The following is a 15,550-nucleotide window of genomic DNA, read 5'->3' on the forward strand; positions in this document are numbered from 1 at the left end:
CTGGCCTTGCACCGTCCAGCTTGTGGGAGCGGCCTTGTGTCGCGATTGGACCGCAGAGCGGTCCCGGCAATGGCAGCGGCGAGAGTGAAGCCAGGGACCGCTGCGCGGTCTGATCGCGACACATGGCCGCTTCCCCGAGTTCGTGTCAGTTCTTGCCCAGCTTGCGCAGGTCGTCCGATTCGACCACGCGCACGCCGTCTTCTTCTTCCAGCGCCAGCCGCCACAGCGCCCTTGCCAAGGTGCAGGCTTCGATGCCGTGGTACTTGCCCGGCAACAGCCGCGAAAACGGCCCGGCCAGGCGTTCGGCCAGGCGCGGTTGCAAACGCTCGCCCAGCAGCAGCGAGGGGCGTACCAGGGTCAGTTGTGGCCAGTTCTGGGCCTTGAGCGCTTCTTCCATCTCGCCCTTGACCCGGTTGTAGAAGATCGACGATTGAGGATCGGCGCCGATCGCACTGATCGCCAGCAGATGGCGCGCGCCCAGTTCCCGCGCGCGTTGAGCGAAAGCCACCACCAGATCCAGGTCCACCGCACGGAAGGCGGCCTCGGAGCCAGCCTGCTTGAGCGTGGTGCCCAAACAGCAATAGGCGATGTCGACCCGCCCGGACAGCTGCGCAAGCGTCGTCGAAAGCTCGCCCACCGGGTTCTGCAGGCGCGGATGCTCGGCCAAAGGGCGCCGGGTAGGCGCCAGCACACGGCTGATGGTGGGTTCGTTGAGCAGGCGGTCGAGCAGGTGTTCGCCCGTAAGGCCCGTGGCTCCGGCAAGCAGCACATGCTGAGGCGTCAAATACATGATGACTCTCCCTTCTTTAGCGCTCAGCTTAGCGGGGCGCAGGCTGTTTCGCCTGCCCGTGCGTTGCTGGCTGAACCTTGTCTTCGAGGGCCTGCTCGGCCTGCTGGCGGCGCAGACGCTGCCAGTGTGCGAGCACCTGTGGCGGCGCCCAGAGCTGCGGCTCCGAGGCCTCGAAGCCCTCCCTTCGTTCCCGTTCGGCAACACTGCCGCGCGCCAGTTCAAACGCCTGTTTCAAATCGTCGGTCTGATTCAATGCCTGGGCAAACAGGGCGTCGCCGAAATAGGTGAAGTCGGCCTCTTCCGAGCAGCCGAACGAAACCCGATCCGGGCGCGCGGCGGTCATGATCAGCGTGCGCTCGTTTTTGAGCGGGGCGATGTAGCCACCTGAGTAGCAGGCCGAAATCACCACCACCTTGTCGCGGTTTTTCAGCGGCGCCAAGGCGCTGGCCAGTTCGTCGGCCGCGAGGTCGGCCAGTTGCAGGCGCGGTTGGTCGAGCACCAGTTGATGGTCATGGCTGCCGTGGCTGGTCAGGTAGATGAACACCAGATCGTCCGGGCCGCTGCGTTCGGCCAGGGTGCGCGCGGCCCGGGTGAGGTTTTCGCGGGTGGCCATCGGCCGGTCGCTCAGGTGATCGCGGTGGTTGACCAGGGTCACCTGGCCGCGGGCACCAAAGCGCACCTTGAGCAGGTTGCTGACGTAGTCGGCCTCGCGCAGGAACACGCTCTGCTGGCCATCGCCGGCCAGCACCAGGCTGTACAGGCCGACTGGCCCTGCGGAGCGTGGCACTTGCGCCAGCGCCTGATCGAGCAGCTTGCCCTGATTGAGCAGCGCCAGGTCCAGCGGGTCGGGCAGCAGCACGCCTTTTTCATCGCGCACGCGCACGCCATTGACCCAGCGGCCCGCTTCGACTTGGCCATCGGCCTGAATCAGCCGACCCTCGCCTTGGTAGGCGTCGTTGTCGAAGGCGCCGATGTACTGGCTGCCATCGGCCAGGAACAGGTGGCCTTGGCCGGCGAAACGCCAGTCCTGGAAGCCACCCTTGTAGCGGCTGCCGTCGCTGCCCAGCAGTTCGCCTTGCCCGCTCAGTGCACCGTCCTTGAAGTCGCCGATCCACACATCGCCATCGGCATTTTCGTAACGGCCGCGGCCTTCGAGGCGGTTGGCCTTGAAGTCGCCGATGTACTGCTCGCCCTCGACACTGTCGTAGGTACCGGCGCCTTCGAGCTGACCGTCGACGAACTGGCCACTGAACTGGTTGCCGCTGGCGTCGCTGCGCACCCCGGCACCGTTGGGCTTGCCCTTGGCGAACAGGCCTTGATAGCGACTGCCGTCGGCCAATTCCAGTTGCCCGGCGCCGTCGTACTGGTCGTCCTTGAACTGCCCTCGGTAGGTCTGGTCGTGCTGCTTGAGGCTGCCTTCGCCATCGCGTCGGCCGTGCTTGAAGGTGCCGGCGTAGTGACTGCCAGGGGTGCTCAGTTCGCCCAGGCCCTCGAACAGGCCGGCGACGAACTGTCCACGGTAGACCTCGCCGTTGCTGCCGTGCCACTCGCCCTGGCCATGCCACTGGCCGTCCTTGAAGCTGCCGGCATACCAACTGCCGTTGGGGTAGTCGATGCGCCCTTCGCCTTGCAGCAGGCCATCGACCACCTGGCCCCGGTAGCGGCCGCCGTCGGGCAGGCGTGCATCCGGCGGCGACAGCGGTTCACCTTCGCCGCAGGCGGCGAGCAGCAGGACAAGGGCGAGGGGCAGCAGCGGGCGCATGGTCGAATCCGGGCACAAAGGTGCGCCGAGTATGCCGCAGATTCAGGGCGCGAGACAGCCGTGGCGGCAGGCGCACACGGCTGTGTGGAGGGGTTTCGGACGAAGCCTTCGGAGCGATCTTTCAGACGAAGCAGAGCGACAGCGGCTCGGCGACGTAGGCTGGTTTGTCCTCGCCTTCGATCTCCAGCGTTGCCGTGGCCTTGAGCAGCCACTGACCCGGCTTCTTCTCGGTGACTTCGGTAAGGTCCACTTTCAGCCGCACCTGGCTGTCGACCTTGACCGGCTGGATGAAGCGCACGCTGTCCAGGCCGTAGTTGATGACCATCTTCACCCCTTCAGGCAGGACCAGGATGTCCTCCATCAGCTTGGGCATCAGCGACAGGGTGAGAAAGCCATGGGCGATGGTCGAGCCGAACGGGGTCTGCGCGGCCTTTTCCGGGTCGATGTGGATGAACTGGAAATCGCCAGTGGCCTCGGCGAACAGGTTGATGCGTGACTGGTCGATCTTCAGCCAGGCGGAACGTCCCAGTTCCTTGCCGACGTACTGCGCGAGCTGCGTGACGGGTACATGAGGCATCGTGACTCTCCGGGTTGTCTGTCCAGGTGGCCCGACCTTCGTTTCAGGTCAGGTGCTGCGATGGAACGAGCGTACAAGATCAGCACGGCGCGGGGGGGCGGTCAAGGCCGGGTAGGGCGGGCGAATGCCGCCGTATTCAGCTCGCGCGCATGTTTATAATGGCGCCCGTTGCCCAAGGAGATGCTTATGCTGCTGCGTGGTCTGACCTGGCTGGTGCTGTTCCAGTTGCTGGGAACGGCGATCAATCACTTGTTCCTGCCCGTGCTGCCAGGCCCGATCATCGGCCTGCTGCTGTTGCTGGTGTTCTTGATGGTGCGTGGCGAAGTCGGCGAGCCGCTCAATGAAGCCGCCGGCAGTCTGTTGCGCTATCTGCCGCTGCTGTTGGTACCGCCGGCGGTGGGGGTGATGGTGTACGCCCGCGACATCGCCGCAGACTTCTGGGCCATCGTCGGCGCGCTGGTGATTTCCTGCCTGCTCACCCTGGTGTTCGTCGGCGTGCTGATGCAGAAGCTCATCCAGCGCCACGGCAAACGCGAGCAGCAGCCATGAGCCTGGATTGGCAAGGCGCGCTGGAGGCGGTGATCCACCATCCGCTGTTCGGCATCGGCATCACCCTGGGCGCCTATCAGTTGGTGCTCGCGGCCTACGAGCGCACGCGCTGGATCTTCCTGCAGCCGGTGCTGGTGTCGATGCTGCTGGTGATCGGCGTGCTGCTGGCCTGCGGCATCGACTACGCCGAGTACAAGCGCAGCACTGAGATCCTCAACATTCTCCTGGGCCCGGCCACGGTGGCCCTGGCGGTGCCGCTGTACCTGAATCTGCGGCGCATCCGCCAGCTGTTCTGGCCGATCTTGACTACGCTGGTAGTCGGAGGCCTGTTCGCGACGCTGGCCTGCGTGCTGCTGGGGGCGTGGTTCGGCGCCGAGCGCATGATCCTGATGACCATGGCGCCGAAGTCGGTCACCTCGCCCATCGCCATGCTGGTCGCCGAGCAGATCGGTGGCGTCGCCGCCTTGGCGGCGGTCTTCGTGCTGATCACCGGGGTCATCGGCGCGATCTTCGGTCCGGCGCTGTTGACCCGCTGCGGCGTGCACAGCCCGGAAGCGCGCGGCATGTCGCTGGGCGTGACGGCGCATGCGGTGGGCACCTCGGTGGCCCTGCAGGAAAGTGACGAGTGCGGCGCCTTTGCGGCGCTGGCGATGAGCCTGATGGGTGTGGCCACTGCGGTGCTGCTGCCATTGGCAGTGAGCCTGGTGGCCTGAGGAGTCGAGATGACGTTACCCCTGTTTCCCCTCAATACCGTGCTGTTTCCCGGCTGTCTGCTGGACTTGCAGATCTTCGAGGCGCGCTACCTGGACATGATCGGTCGCTGCATGAAGCAGGGCGAGGGCTTTGGCGTGGTGTGCATCGCCGAGGGCGAGCAGGTGGGCCAGGCGCCTGCTGGCATCGCGGCGTTCGGCTGCGAGGCGCTGATCCGCGACTTCGCGCAACAGGACAACGGGCTGTTGGGCATCCGTGTCGAAGGTGTGCGGCGCTTTCGCGTGGCGGGCACCGAGGTGCTCAAGGATCAGTTGCTGATGGGCGAAGTGGACTGGCTGGCGGACCTGCCGGACACGCCGTTGGTGGAGGCAGACGACGACCTGCTGGCGCTGCTGGTGGCGCTGGGCGAGCACCCGATGGTCGAGGCGCTGGGTATGCCGCGTGAGGTGAATGGACGGCAGTCGTTGGCCAATCAGTTGGCGTATCTGTTGCCGTTCATGGAAGAGGACAAGGTCGATCTGCTGGCCATGGACTCGCCACAACGGCGCCTGGAAACCATCCAGTCGCTGCTCGAGCGGATCCAGGGCGAACTGTTCGCCTGAGCTTGAGCCTGAGCGCCCGATGAGCGGGGCGGCTGGTTTCCAGCCCGCCCCGCGTGTTCGTACTGCTCAATACTGGTAGCGCAGCAGGGCCTTGGGCAGTGAGTGCAGAGCGAAGAACGTCAGCAGCGCGATGCACGCCGGCAGGATCAGCCACCACACCTTGAGCGGCATGGCCACCAAGGGCTGGCGATATTGCACCAGCGTCAGGCAGACGGCCGTCACACAACAGGCCAGCAGGGCGCCGGCAAGAATGTCGGTGGGCCAATGCGCCCCCAGGTACACCCGCGACAGGGCGATCGACAGCGCCGGCAGTACCGCCAGCAGCACCCAGGTCAGGCGCATGCGCGGCGGTTGGCTGCGTCCGGCCAGCACGGCCAGGACCAGGAAGAACGCAAAGGACGCCGAGCTGTGGCCGCTGGGCATGCTGTAGCTGGTGAGCGGGTCGCTCAGCACTTCCGGGCGCGCCCGGGCGAACAGCCATTTCAGCGAGCCGTTGCACAGCGCCGTACCGATCAGCGCCATGCCGGCGAACACCGCATGGCGCCACTGACGCATCAGCAGCAGCAAGCCGGTCAGCAACCCGCCGAGAAAGAACTGCGTCTTGAAGTCGCCCAGGCGGGTGACCACCACGATGGCACCATCCAGGGCCTGGCTGCGATGCTCCTGCACCAGGGTCATGATGCTCTGGTCGAATGCATGCAGGTATGGCCAGCCAAGAAACACGCCTGTCAGCGCCACCAGGCTCAGGCCGGCGATCAGCCGGGTGCCGTGGCGCTGGTCGCGCACGCTGCTGTTGAAGCTCAGCCCCACCAGCACGGCCAGGCCGCCGGCGATGATACCGGCCTGCAGCCAGAAGCCCTCTGGCAGGGGCAGGCGGATCGCGGCGCCCGTGGCCCAACCCGGCAGCAGGTAGGCCACCGACCAGCCGGCAGCGGCCACCAGGCTGACGGCGATGAAGCGCGGCAGGGGCATGTCGAACATGCCGGCGACCATCGGTAGCATGGGCCGCAGCGGACCGATGAAGCGACCGACCAGAAGACTGGCGATGCCGTAGCGCTGGAAGTAGCTTTCCGCGCTGCCGATCCATTCAGGATGATGGCGCAGTAGCGGCAGGCGCCGGATACCTTGGTGGAAATACTTGCCGATGGCATACGACAGCGCATCGCCCAACAGCCCGCCAAGAAAGCCCAGCAGCAGGGTTTCGCCCAGGCCGAAGGTGCCACTGCCGGCCAGCACCGCCACGGCGAACAGCAGCACGGTGCCCGGCACGATGATGCCGGCGATGGCCAGGCATTCGATGCAGGCGATCAGGAAGATGGCCAGCCCAAGCCATTGGGGGTTGGCGCTGAGCCAGCCGGTGAGGCTGTCGAGCCATTGGCCCATAGATCAGTTTCCTTGTTCGAGGATGAAGAAATCCCGACCTTCGACCTGGCCCCGACGCAGCGGGTTCCGGGTGCAGAAGCGGGCGAATCGGGCGTCGACGAAGCGGTACGGCAGGTGCTCGTCACGTCCCTGTGGGATGCCCAGGCGGGTGGTCTGGATCACCTGTGGAACGTCCAGGGCGCAGTCTTCGACATACAGTCGCTCGGCGTCGAAGCGGCGTGCGTCCCAGTCCGGCACCTTCAGGCCCAGGGCGCGGCACAGTAGGGTCTGTCCGGCGCACAGGCGCTCGGCGGGGCGCAGGTTGCCGCTGGCGTCGGGGTTGTTCAACTGCATTTGGGCCAGGCTGTCGTCGCCGGAAACGGCGTCGACCCAGGGGTAGGCCGACTTGATCAGCACGGCGTTGCCCGGGCCGTGGGCGCTGAAGTTCAGCGAATCGCCGCCACGGGCGTAGTACATGTAGATGTGCCCGCCGTCGAGAAATAGCGCCTTGCGCTTCTCGGTGTAGCCCAGCGACGCATGGCTGCCTTTGTCGCTCAAGCAGTAGGCCTCGGTCTCGATGATACGGGCGGCCAGCCACAGCCCGCCTTGGCGATGACGGATCACCTTGCCCAGCAGGGCCTGGGCGACGGTCAGGGCGTCGCGGTCGAAGAAGCTGTCGGGCAGCGCGCGGCTCGGGCAGGGGGCGGAATCGGGCATGCTGGCGGTTCGTGGAGGCGAAGGGCGGAATGATAGCAACGAAAGGCTTAATCGAGGCTGAACAGGATTGTAAGCATGTGTCGCTTATCGCTGACGACTCGCAGGTGCCTACGCTTTGATTTGTTTTGGGTCAAACCCCACCCCAGCCAACGGATAAGCCCACGCGCCGTCTCCCTGAAAGCGACCACTAATCTCAGGCGCTTCCGATACCGTCCGTTACATCTTTCCTACATATTTCCCCCGCCTTCCTCTACCATCCGCCACCCGCTGCTGGGCGTACCGGAGCGGCGCAGTTATAATCAGCCGATTTCCCCTTTGCCAAGACACCGAGCCCATGACCGAGTCCGTTCTTGACTACATGACCCGCCTGGGTCGCGCCGCCCGCCAGGCCTCGCGGGTGATCGGCCGTGCCAGTACCGCGCAGAAGAACCGGGCCTTGCAGGCCGCTGCCGATGCCCTCGACGCATCCCGTGAAGCGCTGACGACCGCCAACGAGCGTGACCTGGCCGCTGGCCGCGCCAATGGCCTGGAGCCCGCGCTGCTGGACCGCCTGGCGCTCACCCCGGCGCGCATCGACGGCATGATCACCGGTTTGCGGCAAGTGGCCGCGCTGCCCGATCCGGTGGGTGCGATCCGCGACATGAGCTACCGTCCGTCGGGCATTCAGGTCGGCAAGATGCGTGTTCCGCTCGGGGTCATCGGCATCATCTACGAGTCGCGGCCGAACGTGACCATCGATGCTGCCAGCCTGTGCCTGAAGTCTGGTAACGCCACCATCCTGCGCGGCGGCTCCGAGGCCATCCATTCCAACCGCGCCATCGCCGTCTGCATCCAGCAGGGCCTGGCCGAAGCCGGCCTGCCGCCGGCCGTGGTGCAAGTGGTGGAGACCACCGACCGCGAGGCAGTCGGTGCCCTGATCAGCATGCCCGAGTTCGTCGATGTCATCGTCCCGCGCGGCGGTCGTGGCCTGATCGAGCGCATCAGTCGCGACGCGCGGGTGCCGGTAATCAAGCACCTGGACGGCATCTGCCACGTCTACGTGGATGCCCATGCCGATCTGGAGAAAGCCGCGAACATCGCCTTCAACGCCAAGACCTACCGTTATGGCATCTGCGGCGCCATGGAAACCTTGCTGGTCGATGCCAGCGTCGCCGAGGCTTTTCTGCCGTCGATGGCGCGCCGCTTCGAAGAGAAGGGCGTGGAGCTGCGTGGCTGCGAGCGCACCTGCGCGATCATCACCGCCAAGCCGGCCAATGAAGACGACTGGCACACCGAGTACCTCGACGCCATCCTGTCGATCCGTGTGGTCGAGGGCCTGGAAGCGGCCATCGAGCACATCAACCACTATGGCTCGCACCACACCGATTCCATCGCCACGGAGCATCAGGGCAATGCCCGGCGCTTCATGGCTGAGGTGGATTCGGCCTCGGTCATGCTCAACGCGCCCACCTGCTTCGCCGACGGCTTCGAATACGGCCTGGGCGCGGAGATCGGCATTTCCACCGACAAGCTGCACGCTCGCGGCCCGGTCGGTCTCGAGGGGCTGACCTGCGAGAAGTACGTGGTGATCGGCGACGGCCAACTGCGCGGGTCGTGCTGAGTTGAGCAAGGCCACCGCAGTGCGGCGTATCGGTATCCTGGGCGGCACGTTCGACCCTGTGCACATCGGCCACCTGCGCAGCGCGCTGGAAGTGGCCGAGTTCATGGCCCTGGACGAACTGCGCCTGCTGCCCAACGCGCGCCCGCCGCACCGTGATACCCCGCAGGTGGCCGCCACCGATCGGCTGGCCATGGTGCGCGGCGCGGTGCAGGGCGTGGCGGGGTTGAGCGTCGATGCCCGCGAACTCGAACGCGACAAGCCGTCCTATACCATCGACACCCTGGAGTCGGTCCGGGCGGAGTTGAACCCGCACGATCAGCTGTACCTGGTGCTGGGCTGGGACGCCTTCTGCGGCCTGCCGGGCTGGCACCGCTGGGAAGAGTTGCTGCAACACTGTCACATCCTGGTGCTGCAGCGCCCGGATGCCGATGTCGAACCCCCCGACGAGCTGCGCAACTTGCTGGCTGCGCGCTCGCAGAGCGATCCCACCGCCATGTCCGGCCCGGCGGGAAACATTTCGTTCGTCTGGCAGACGCCGCTTGCGGTGTCCGCCACGCAGATCCGACAGCTGCTGGCCAGCGGCAAGTCGGTTCGGTTTCTGGTGCCGGACGCCGTACTGGCCTACATCGAGGCGCACGGTCTGTACCGTGCGTCCCACTGAGGGGGCCGCAGGGCACCCCATTCAACGAGTTGAACGAGTTTTATATGACCAAGCAGAAAATCAATGGCGAAGAACTGGTCGAATTGACCAAAGCCGCGCTGGAAGACGTCAAGGCCCAGGACATCCAGGTCATCGACGTGCGCGACAAGCATAGCCTCACCGACTACATGATCATCGCCACCGGTACCTCCAACCGGCAGATCAACGCGATGCTGGAAAAGGTCCGCGAGGCGGTCAAGGCCAAGGGCGCCCAGCCTCTGGGCGAAGAAGGCAAGGGCGACAGCGATTGGGTGCTGCTGGACCTCAACGACGTCATCGTCCACATGATGACCGCCGCTGCTCGCCAGTTCTACGACCTGGAGCGCCTGTGGCTGGGTGCCGAACAGAGCCGCGCCGGTGACGGCAAGCACCACAGCCCGGAAAACGTACACGAGTATTCCGACAAGCTCCGGGACCGGGAATAAGCCCGCGCCATGCGTCTGCGTCTGATTGCGGTGGGCTCGCGCATGCCCAAGTGGGTGGAGGAAGGCTGGCACGAGTACGCCAAGCGCCTGCCCCAGGAGCTGTCGCTGGAGCTGGTGGAGATTGCGCTGAATACCCGCGGCAAGAACGCCGATGTCGCTCGCCTGATTCGTCAGGAGGGCGAGGCGATGCTGGCCAAGGTGCAACCGGGCGAGCGCATCGTCACCCTCGAAGTGCACGGCAAGCCGTGGAGCACCGAGCAACTGGCGGTCGAACTGGACCGCTGGCGCCTGGATTCGCGTACGGTCAACCTGATGGTGGGCGGTCCGGAAGGGCTGGCGCCGGAAGTCTGTGCCCGCGCCGAACAGCGCTGGTCGCTTTCGCCCCTGACCCTGCCGCACCCGCTGGTGCGGATACTCATCGGCGAACAGATCTATCGCGCCTGGACGGTGTTGTCCGGGCACCCCTACCACAAATGATCGCGTAAGCCTGTCCGATGCCGCAGCAGATCCGCCTCAAGGACCACGAGAAAGACGCCCGTCTGGTGCGCAACCGCGTCGTGGTCGGTGCGGTGGCCATCATGCTGCTGGTCGCCGTGCTGATCGCGCGTCTGTATTACCTGCAGATCATCCAGTACGACTATCACTCCACACTGTCGGAAAACAACCGGGTGCACGTGCAGCCGATTCCGCCGACCCGTGGGCTGATCTTCGACCGCAACGGGGTGATCGTCGCCGACAACCGGCCCAGCTTCAGCCTGACCATGACCCGCGAGCGGGCGGGGCAGTGGCAGACGGTGCTCGACACCATCATCGAAGTGCTGGAGCTGACCGAGGACGACCGCGCGCTGTTCGAGAAACGCATGAAGCAGGGGCGACGCCCGTTCGAGCCGGTGCCGATCCTCTTCGAGCTCAACGAAGACCAGATCGCCCGGGTGGCGGTGAACCAGTTCCGCCTGCCGGGCGTGGAAGTGGTGGCGCAGTTGGTGCGTCACTACCCGCAGGGTGCGCACTTCGCCCACTCGGTGGGCTATGTGGGGCGGATCAACGAGAAAGAGCTCAAGTCGCTCGACCCGGTCAACTACAGCGGCACCCACCACATCGGCAAGACCGGCATCGAGCGCTTCTACGAAGACCAGTTGCACGGTCAGGTGGGGTACGAGGAAGTCGAGACCAACGCCCGTGGCCGGGTGCTGCGGGTGCTCAAGCGCACCGATCCGATTCCGGGCAAGGACATCGTCCTGAGCCTGGACATCAAGTTGCAGGAAGCGGCCGAACAAGCCCTGGGCGGGCGTCGTGGCGCCATCGTCGCCCTCGATCCGCGCACGGGTGAAGTGCTGGCGATGGTCAGCCAGCCGAGCTTCGATCCCAACCTGTTCGTCACCGGCATCAGCTTCAAGGCCTATGCCGAGCTGCGCGATTCGATCGATCGGCCGCTGTTCAACCGTGTGCTGCGCGGACTCTACCCGCCCGGCTCGACCATCAAGCCGGCGGTGGCCATCGCGGGTCTGGACAGTGGCGTGGTCAATGCCAGCAGCCGGGTGTTCGACCCCGGCTACTACCAACTGCCCAACTACGACCACAAGTACCGCAACTGGAACCGCACCGGTGACGGCTGGGTGGACCTGGACGTGGCGATCATGCGTTCCAACGACACGTATTTCTACGATCTGGCGCACAAGATGGGCATCGACCGCCTTTCGGCCTACATGAACAAGTTCGGTATCGGCCAGAAAGTCTCGCTGGACATGTTCGAGGAGTCGCCCGGGCTGATGCCGTCGCGCGAATGGAAGCGCGCTACCCGCCGCCAAGCCTGGTTCCCGGGTGAAACGTTGATCCTCGGCATTGGCCAGGGCTATATGCAGGCCACGCCGCTGCAATTGGCCCAGGCCACCGCACTGATCGCCAACAAGGGCAAGTGGAACCGGCCGCACCTGGCCAAGACCATCGAAGGTCAGCCGCCGGTGGACGACAACCCGATGGCCGACATCGTGCTGCGCGACAAGAACGACTGGGCGCGCGTCACCCACGGCATGGAGCAGGTGATGCACGGCGCTCGCGGCACCGCGCGCAAGGCCGCGCTCGGCTCGCCCTACCGCATCGCCGGCAAGAGTGGCACCGCGCAGGTGGTGGCGATCAAGCAGGGTGAGAAGTACGACCGCAACAAACTCCAGGAGCGTCACCGCGACCACGCGCTGTTCGTCGCCTTCGCCCCGGCCGAGGCCCCGAAGATCGTGGTGTCGGTGATGGTCGAGAACGGCGAGTCCGGCTCGGGTGTCGCTGCCCCCGTGGTGCGCCAGGTCATGGACGCCTGGTTGCTCGACGAGAACGGCCAGCTCAAGCCTGAGTTCGGCACCGCCACCGCTACTGTCGCCCAGGAACCGGCCCCGTGAAGAACAATTTCGATCGCATGCTCTCCAGCGAGGACGTGATGCGCAGGCGCGCCAGCTTCCTGCAGCGCATCCATGTCGACGGCCCGCTGCTGCTCATCCTGCTGACCCTGGCCGCCGGCAGCCTGTTCGTCCTGTATTCGGCCAGCGGCAAGAACTGGGACCTGCTGATGATGCAGGCCACCTCGTTCGGCATCGGCCTGGTCTCGATGTTCGTCATCGCCCAGCTCGAACCGCGCTTCATGGCGCGCTGGGTGCCCTTGGCCTACGTGGTCGGGGTGCTGCTGCTGGTGGTGGTGGACGTCATGGGGCACAACGCCATGGGCGCCACGCGCTGGATCAACATCCCCGGGGTGATTCGCTTCCAGCCCTCGGAATTCATGAAGATCATCATGCCGGCGACCATCGCCTGGTACCTGTCCAAGCGCACCTTGCCGCCGCACCTCAAGCATGTGGCGATCAGCCTGGTGTTGATCGGCATGCCGTTCATCCTCATCGTGCGCCAGCCGGACCTGGGCACTGCGTTGCTGATTCTCGCCTCGGGCGCCTTCGTGCTGTTCATGGGCGGCCTGCGCTGGCGCTGGATCGTCAGCGTGGTGGCGGCGGCGGTGCCGGTGGCCGTGGCGATGTGGTTCTTCGTCATGCACGACTACCAGAAACAGCGGGTGCTGACCTTCCTCGATCCGGAAAGCGACCCGCTGGGCACCGGCTGGAACATCATCCAGTCCAAGGCGGCGATCGGTTCGGGCGGGGTGTTCGGCAAGGGCTGGCTGCTGGGCACTCAGTCGCACCTGGACTTCCTGCCGGAAAGCCACACCGACTTCATCATCGCCGTGCTCGGCGAGGAGTTCGGGCTGGTGGGCATCTGCCTGTTGCTGATCATTTATCTGCTGTTGATCGGTCGCGGCCTGGTCATCACCGCGCAGGCGCAGACCCTGTTCGGCAAGCTGCTGGCCGGCAGCCTGACCATGACATTCTTCGTTTACGTCTTCGTCAATATCGGTATGGTGAGCGGTCTGTTGCCGGTGGTGGGGGTGCCGTTGCCCTTCATCAGTTACGGCGGAACTTCGTTGGTGACGCTGCTGTCAGCGTTTGGCGTTCTGATGTCGATCCATACGCACCGAAAATGGATCGCCCAGGTTTGAATAAGGTGAACAATCACATGCAAGCAGTGCGTAGTTGGGCGGCCCGTTGTATGCCGTGGATCGGCGCGGTGGGGTTGCTCGGCGCTGTCCAGCAGGCCGATGCCGGCGATTACGACGGCTCACCCCAGGTGGCCGAGTTCGTCGGCGAGATGGCCCGCGATTACGGGTTCGCCAGCGAGCAACTGACGGCGGTGTTCCACGAGGTGCAGCGCAAGCAGGCGATCCTCGATGCGATTTCGCGGCCGGCCGAGCGGGTCAAGCCGTGGAAAGACTATCGGCCGATGTTCATCAGCGATGCGCGCATCGCCCGTGGCGTGGACTTCTGGCGCCAGCACGAGGCGGTGCTGGCGCGTGCCGAGCAGGAATACGGCGTGCCGGCCCAGTACATCGTGTCGATCATCGGTGTAGAGACGTTCTTCGGCCGCAATACCGGTAATTACCGGGTGATCGATGCGCTGTCGACGCTGGGCTTCGACTACCCGCCGCGCGCCGACTTCTTCCGCAAGGAACTGCGCGAGTTCCTCCTGCTGGCCCGCGAGGAGCAGCTCGATCCGCTCACCCTCAAGGGTTCCTACGCCGGGGCCATGGGCTTGCCGCAGTTCATGCCGAGCAGTTTCCGCAACTACGCGGTGGACTTCGACCACGATGGCCACATCAATATCTGGACCAACCCGGACGATGCCATCGGCAGCGTGGCCAGCTACTTCAAGCGTCACGGCTGGGTGGCCGGGGAGCCGGTGGTCAGCCGCGCCGAGGTAAGCGGGCCGCGGGTCGACGAAGGGGTGACCCAGGGCATCGAACCGGTCAAGACGGTCGGGGAGTTGCGGGCGTTGGGCTGGTCGAGTCATGATGCGCTGCGCGACGATCAGCCAGTCACCGCCTTCCGACTCGAAGGCGACAACGGCCCGGAATACTGGATGGGCCTGAAGAATTTCTACGCGATCACGCGTTACAACCGCAGCGTGATGTATGCCATGGCGGTGCATCAGCTGTCGCAACAGCTGGTCCAGGCACGGGGCGTCAAGTAATGCGCGAACTGTTCAAAGCCAACACCCTCAAGCTGCTGAGCTGCGCCGCCATCGGTGTGCTGCTGGTCAGCTGTTCGTCCAGTCGTCCAACGCCCACCAAGTCGAGCGGCACGGCCGTGCGCTCGCAGCCGGGCCTGGACATCAACCGGGCGCACAAGGACGGCGCGCCGTGGTGGGACGTGGACGTCAACAAGATTCCGGACGCCACGCCGACCGTTCACACGGGCGCCTACAAGGCCAACCCTTACACCGTGCTGGGCAAGACCTACTACCCGATGCAGGACGCGCGCAGCTATCGCGCCGAGGGTACGGCGTCCTGGTACGGCACCAAGTTCCATGGCCAGAACACCGCCAACGGCGAGCTGTACGACTTGTATGGCATGAGCGCGGCGCACAAGACCCTGCCGCTGCCGGCCTACGTGCGCGTCACCAACCTGGCCAACGGTCGCAGCGTGATCCTGCGGGTCAACGACCGCGGCCCGTTCTATTCCGACCGCATCATCGACCTGTCCTACGCCGCAGCGAAAAAGCTCGGCTACGCCGAAACCGGCACCGCCCACGTGCGCGTGGAGGGTATCGACCCGCAGCAGTGGTGGGCGCAGAAGGGCCAGCGTCCACCGCTGATGCTCAAGGAGCCGCAGGTCGCCCAGGCCCAGCCGGTCCCGGCCAGCACCGGCCGCGTCGAGCAGTGGACGCCTCCGCCGCAGCAGCACGCCGCGCCCGTGGTCCCGGTTCAGGTGGGCGGCAACAGCGTGCCCGGCAATCGCGGCGGCAGCTTCTTGCAGGTCGGCGCCTTCGCCAACCCGGATGCCGCCGAATTGCTGCGTTCGAAACTGAGCACCATGGTCAGCGCCCCGGTCTTCATCAGTTCCATCGTGCGCAACCAGCAGACCCTGCACCGCGTACGCCTGGGGCCGATCAGCAGCCAGGGTGAAATCCAGCAGGCCCAGGACAGCATTCGCCTGGCGAACCTGGGCCAGGCCAAGGTCGTCACGGACTGAGCCACGCGCCTGCGACGAGTTGAAAGCTGCAAGTTGAAAGCTGCAAGCTGCAAGAGGAGCTGTCCATGCGTACCGCTTGTTCTTGAAGCTTGCAGCTTGTAACTCACCGCTTCGAGCTTGTTCATGAATTGCCGAGGCATGCCATGTACAATGGCGGTTTTTGCCCCTTTGGGGCAGGGCTGCATGTCAGCCTG

The 15,550-nt window shown here is 65.3% G+C and carries 16 protein-coding genes; 11 read left to right on the forward strand and 5 right to left on the reverse strand.

What is annotated here, in order from left to right; genetic code table 11:
- Positions 1–145: 145 nt before the first annotated feature.
- From ACK2SD_RS03430 to ACK2SD_RS03440, 3 genes are all read right to left on the reverse strand, one after another.
- Complete coding sequence (locus ACK2SD_RS03430; protein WP_295488643.1) at positions 146–790, reverse strand: oxidoreductase; 645 nt, start codon at positions 788–790, stop codon at positions 146–148.
- A gap of 28 nt (positions 791–818) precedes the next feature.
- A complete protein-coding gene (locus tag ACK2SD_RS03435; protein WP_412461346.1) occupies positions 819–2,552 on the reverse strand; it encodes a C13 family peptidase in 1,734 nt (577 codons plus the stop codon).
- Positions 2,553–2,673: 121 nt separating this feature from the next.
- Positions 2,674–3,129 carry a MaoC family dehydratase gene (locus ACK2SD_RS03440; RefSeq protein ID WP_039580626.1) on the reverse strand — a complete coding sequence of 152 codons (456 nt, stop codon included), beginning with the start codon at positions 3,127–3,129 and terminating at the stop codon, positions 2,674–2,676.
- A 186-nt stretch (positions 3,130–3,315) separates the two neighbouring features.
- Here ACK2SD_RS03440 and ACK2SD_RS03445 point away from each other — a divergent pair, with 186 nt between their 5' ends.
- From ACK2SD_RS03445 to ACK2SD_RS03455, 3 genes are read left to right on the forward strand one after another with little or no spacing between them, the layout of a single operon-like run.
- On the forward strand, positions 3,316–3,678 hold the full coding sequence (locus ACK2SD_RS03445; RefSeq protein WP_342650393.1) for a CidA/LrgA family protein: 363 nt from the start codon (positions 3,316–3,318) through the stop codon (positions 3,676–3,678).
- 2 nt (positions 3,679–3,680) lie between these two features.
- Positions 3,681–4,391, forward strand: a complete 711-nt coding sequence (locus ACK2SD_RS03450; RefSeq protein ID WP_342651457.1) for an LrgB family protein — start codon at positions 3,681–3,683, stop codon at positions 4,389–4,391.
- Between the two features lie 9 nt (positions 4,392–4,400).
- Positions 4,401–4,991 (forward strand): LON peptidase substrate-binding domain-containing protein, encoded by a 591-nt coding sequence (locus ACK2SD_RS03455; RefSeq protein ID WP_039580619.1) that lies wholly within the window; start codon positions 4,401–4,403, stop codon positions 4,989–4,991.
- A 66-nt stretch (positions 4,992–5,057) separates the two neighbouring features.
- On the opposite strand, the gene ACK2SD_RS03460 is transcribed toward ACK2SD_RS03455, so the two are convergent.
- Complete coding sequence (locus ACK2SD_RS03460) at positions 5,058–6,374, reverse strand: bifunctional DedA family/phosphatase PAP2 family protein (protein WP_412461347.1); 1,317 nt, start codon at positions 6,372–6,374, stop codon at positions 5,058–5,060.
- A gap of 3 nt (positions 6,375–6,377) precedes the next feature.
- Complete coding sequence (locus ACK2SD_RS03465; protein ID WP_039580616.1) at positions 6,378–7,070, reverse strand: DNA-3-methyladenine glycosylase; 693 nt, start codon at positions 7,068–7,070, stop codon at positions 6,378–6,380.
- Positions 7,071–7,404: 334 nt separating this feature from the next.
- Here ACK2SD_RS03465 and ACK2SD_RS03470 point away from each other — a divergent pair, with 334 nt between their 5' ends.
- The 8 genes from ACK2SD_RS03470 to ACK2SD_RS03505 are packed head-to-tail and all read left to right on the forward strand — an operon-like array spanning position 7,405 to position 15,356.
- Complete coding sequence (locus ACK2SD_RS03470; protein WP_304485160.1) at positions 7,405–8,670, forward strand: glutamate-5-semialdehyde dehydrogenase; 1,266 nt, start codon at positions 7,405–7,407, stop codon at positions 8,668–8,670.
- Position 8,671: 1 nt separating this feature from the next.
- The gene (gene nadD, locus ACK2SD_RS03475) at positions 8,672–9,331 is read left to right on the forward strand and encodes a nicotinate-nucleotide adenylyltransferase (RefSeq protein WP_039580613.1); all 660 of its coding nucleotides are present in this window, start codon (positions 8,672–8,674) and stop codon (positions 9,329–9,331) included.
- Between the two features lie 44 nt (positions 9,332–9,375).
- Positions 9,376–9,795 carry a ribosome silencing factor gene (gene rsfS, locus ACK2SD_RS03480; RefSeq protein WP_029611933.1) on the forward strand — a complete coding sequence of 140 codons (420 nt, stop codon included), beginning with the start codon at positions 9,376–9,378 and terminating at the stop codon, positions 9,793–9,795.
- A gap of 9 nt (positions 9,796–9,804) precedes the next feature.
- Positions 9,805–10,272, forward strand: a complete 468-nt coding sequence (gene rlmH, locus ACK2SD_RS03485; protein WP_039580612.1) for a 23S rRNA (pseudouridine(1915)-N(3))-methyltransferase RlmH — start codon at positions 9,805–9,807, stop codon at positions 10,270–10,272.
- A gap of 17 nt (positions 10,273–10,289) precedes the next feature.
- Positions 10,290–12,185, forward strand: a complete 1,896-nt coding sequence (gene mrdA, locus ACK2SD_RS03490) for a penicillin-binding protein 2 (protein WP_295488620.1) — start codon at positions 10,290–10,292, stop codon at positions 12,183–12,185.
- A gap of 38 nt (positions 12,186–12,223) precedes the next feature.
- Positions 12,224–13,327, forward strand: coding sequence for a rod shape-determining protein RodA (rodA, locus tag ACK2SD_RS03495; protein ID WP_412462263.1), 1,104 nt, complete (start codon positions 12,224–12,226; stop codon positions 13,325–13,327).
- A 17-nt stretch (positions 13,328–13,344) separates the two neighbouring features.
- Entirely contained in the window at positions 13,345–14,355 is a 1,011-nt protein-coding gene (gene mltB / locus ACK2SD_RS03500; protein WP_029611930.1) for a lytic murein transglycosylase B, read from the forward strand.
- Positions 14,355–15,356, forward strand: a complete 1,002-nt coding sequence (locus tag ACK2SD_RS03505) for a septal ring lytic transglycosylase RlpA family protein (RefSeq protein ID WP_039580608.1) — start codon at positions 14,355–14,357, stop codon at positions 15,354–15,356. The genes mltB and ACK2SD_RS03505 overlap by 1 nt, the downstream gene beginning before the upstream one ends.
- The last annotated feature ends 194 nt before the right edge of the window (positions 15,357–15,550 follow it).

This window comes from Pseudomonas sp. SC11 (assembly GCF_047039205.1).
Taxonomy (GTDB): Bacteria; Pseudomonadota; Gammaproteobacteria; order Pseudomonadales; family Pseudomonadaceae; genus Aquipseudomonas; species Aquipseudomonas boreofloridensis.

Excerpts from the sequence above, each read along its gene's own strand:
- ACK2SD_RS03430 (WP_295488643.1), bottom strand. The coding sequence starts at position 790 with ATGTATTTGACGCCTCAGCATGTGCTGCTTGCCGGAGCCACGGGCCTT.
- ACK2SD_RS03435 (WP_412461346.1), bottom strand. The coding sequence starts at position 2,552 with ATGCGCCCGCTGCTGCCCCTCGCCCTTGTCCTGCTGCTCGCCGCCTGC.
- ACK2SD_RS03440 (WP_039580626.1), bottom strand. The coding sequence starts at position 3,129 with ATGCCTCATGTACCCGTCACGCAGCTCGCGCAGTACGTCGGCAAGGAA.
- ACK2SD_RS03445 (WP_342650393.1), top strand. The coding sequence starts at position 3,316 with ATGCTGCTGCGTGGTCTGACCTGGCTGGTGCTGTTCCAGTTGCTGGGA.
- ACK2SD_RS03455 (WP_039580619.1), top strand. The coding sequence starts at position 4,401 with ATGACGTTACCCCTGTTTCCCCTCAATACCGTGCTGTTTCCCGGCTGT.
- ACK2SD_RS03460 (WP_412461347.1), bottom strand. The coding sequence starts at position 6,374 with ATGGGCCAATGGCTCGACAGCCTCACCGGCTGGCTCAGCGCCAACCCC.
- ACK2SD_RS03465 (WP_039580616.1), bottom strand. The coding sequence starts at position 7,070 with ATGCCCGATTCCGCCCCCTGCCCGAGCCGCGCGCTGCCCGACAGCTTC.
- ACK2SD_RS03470 (WP_304485160.1), top strand. The coding sequence starts at position 7,405 with ATGACCGAGTCCGTTCTTGACTACATGACCCGCCTGGGTCGCGCCGCC.
- rsfS (WP_029611933.1), top strand. The coding sequence starts at position 9,376 with ATGACCAAGCAGAAAATCAATGGCGAAGAACTGGTCGAATTGACCAAA.
- rlmH (WP_039580612.1), top strand. The coding sequence starts at position 9,805 with ATGCGTCTGCGTCTGATTGCGGTGGGCTCGCGCATGCCCAAGTGGGTG.
- mrdA (WP_295488620.1), top strand. The coding sequence starts at position 10,290 with ATGCCGCAGCAGATCCGCCTCAAGGACCACGAGAAAGACGCCCGTCTG.
- rodA (WP_412462263.1), top strand. The coding sequence starts at position 12,224 with ATGCGCAGGCGCGCCAGCTTCCTGCAGCGCATCCATGTCGACGGCCCG.
- mltB (WP_029611930.1), top strand. The coding sequence starts at position 13,345 with ATGCAAGCAGTGCGTAGTTGGGCGGCCCGTTGTATGCCGTGGATCGGC.
- ACK2SD_RS03505 (WP_039580608.1), top strand. The coding sequence starts at position 14,355 with ATGCGCGAACTGTTCAAAGCCAACACCCTCAAGCTGCTGAGCTGCGCC.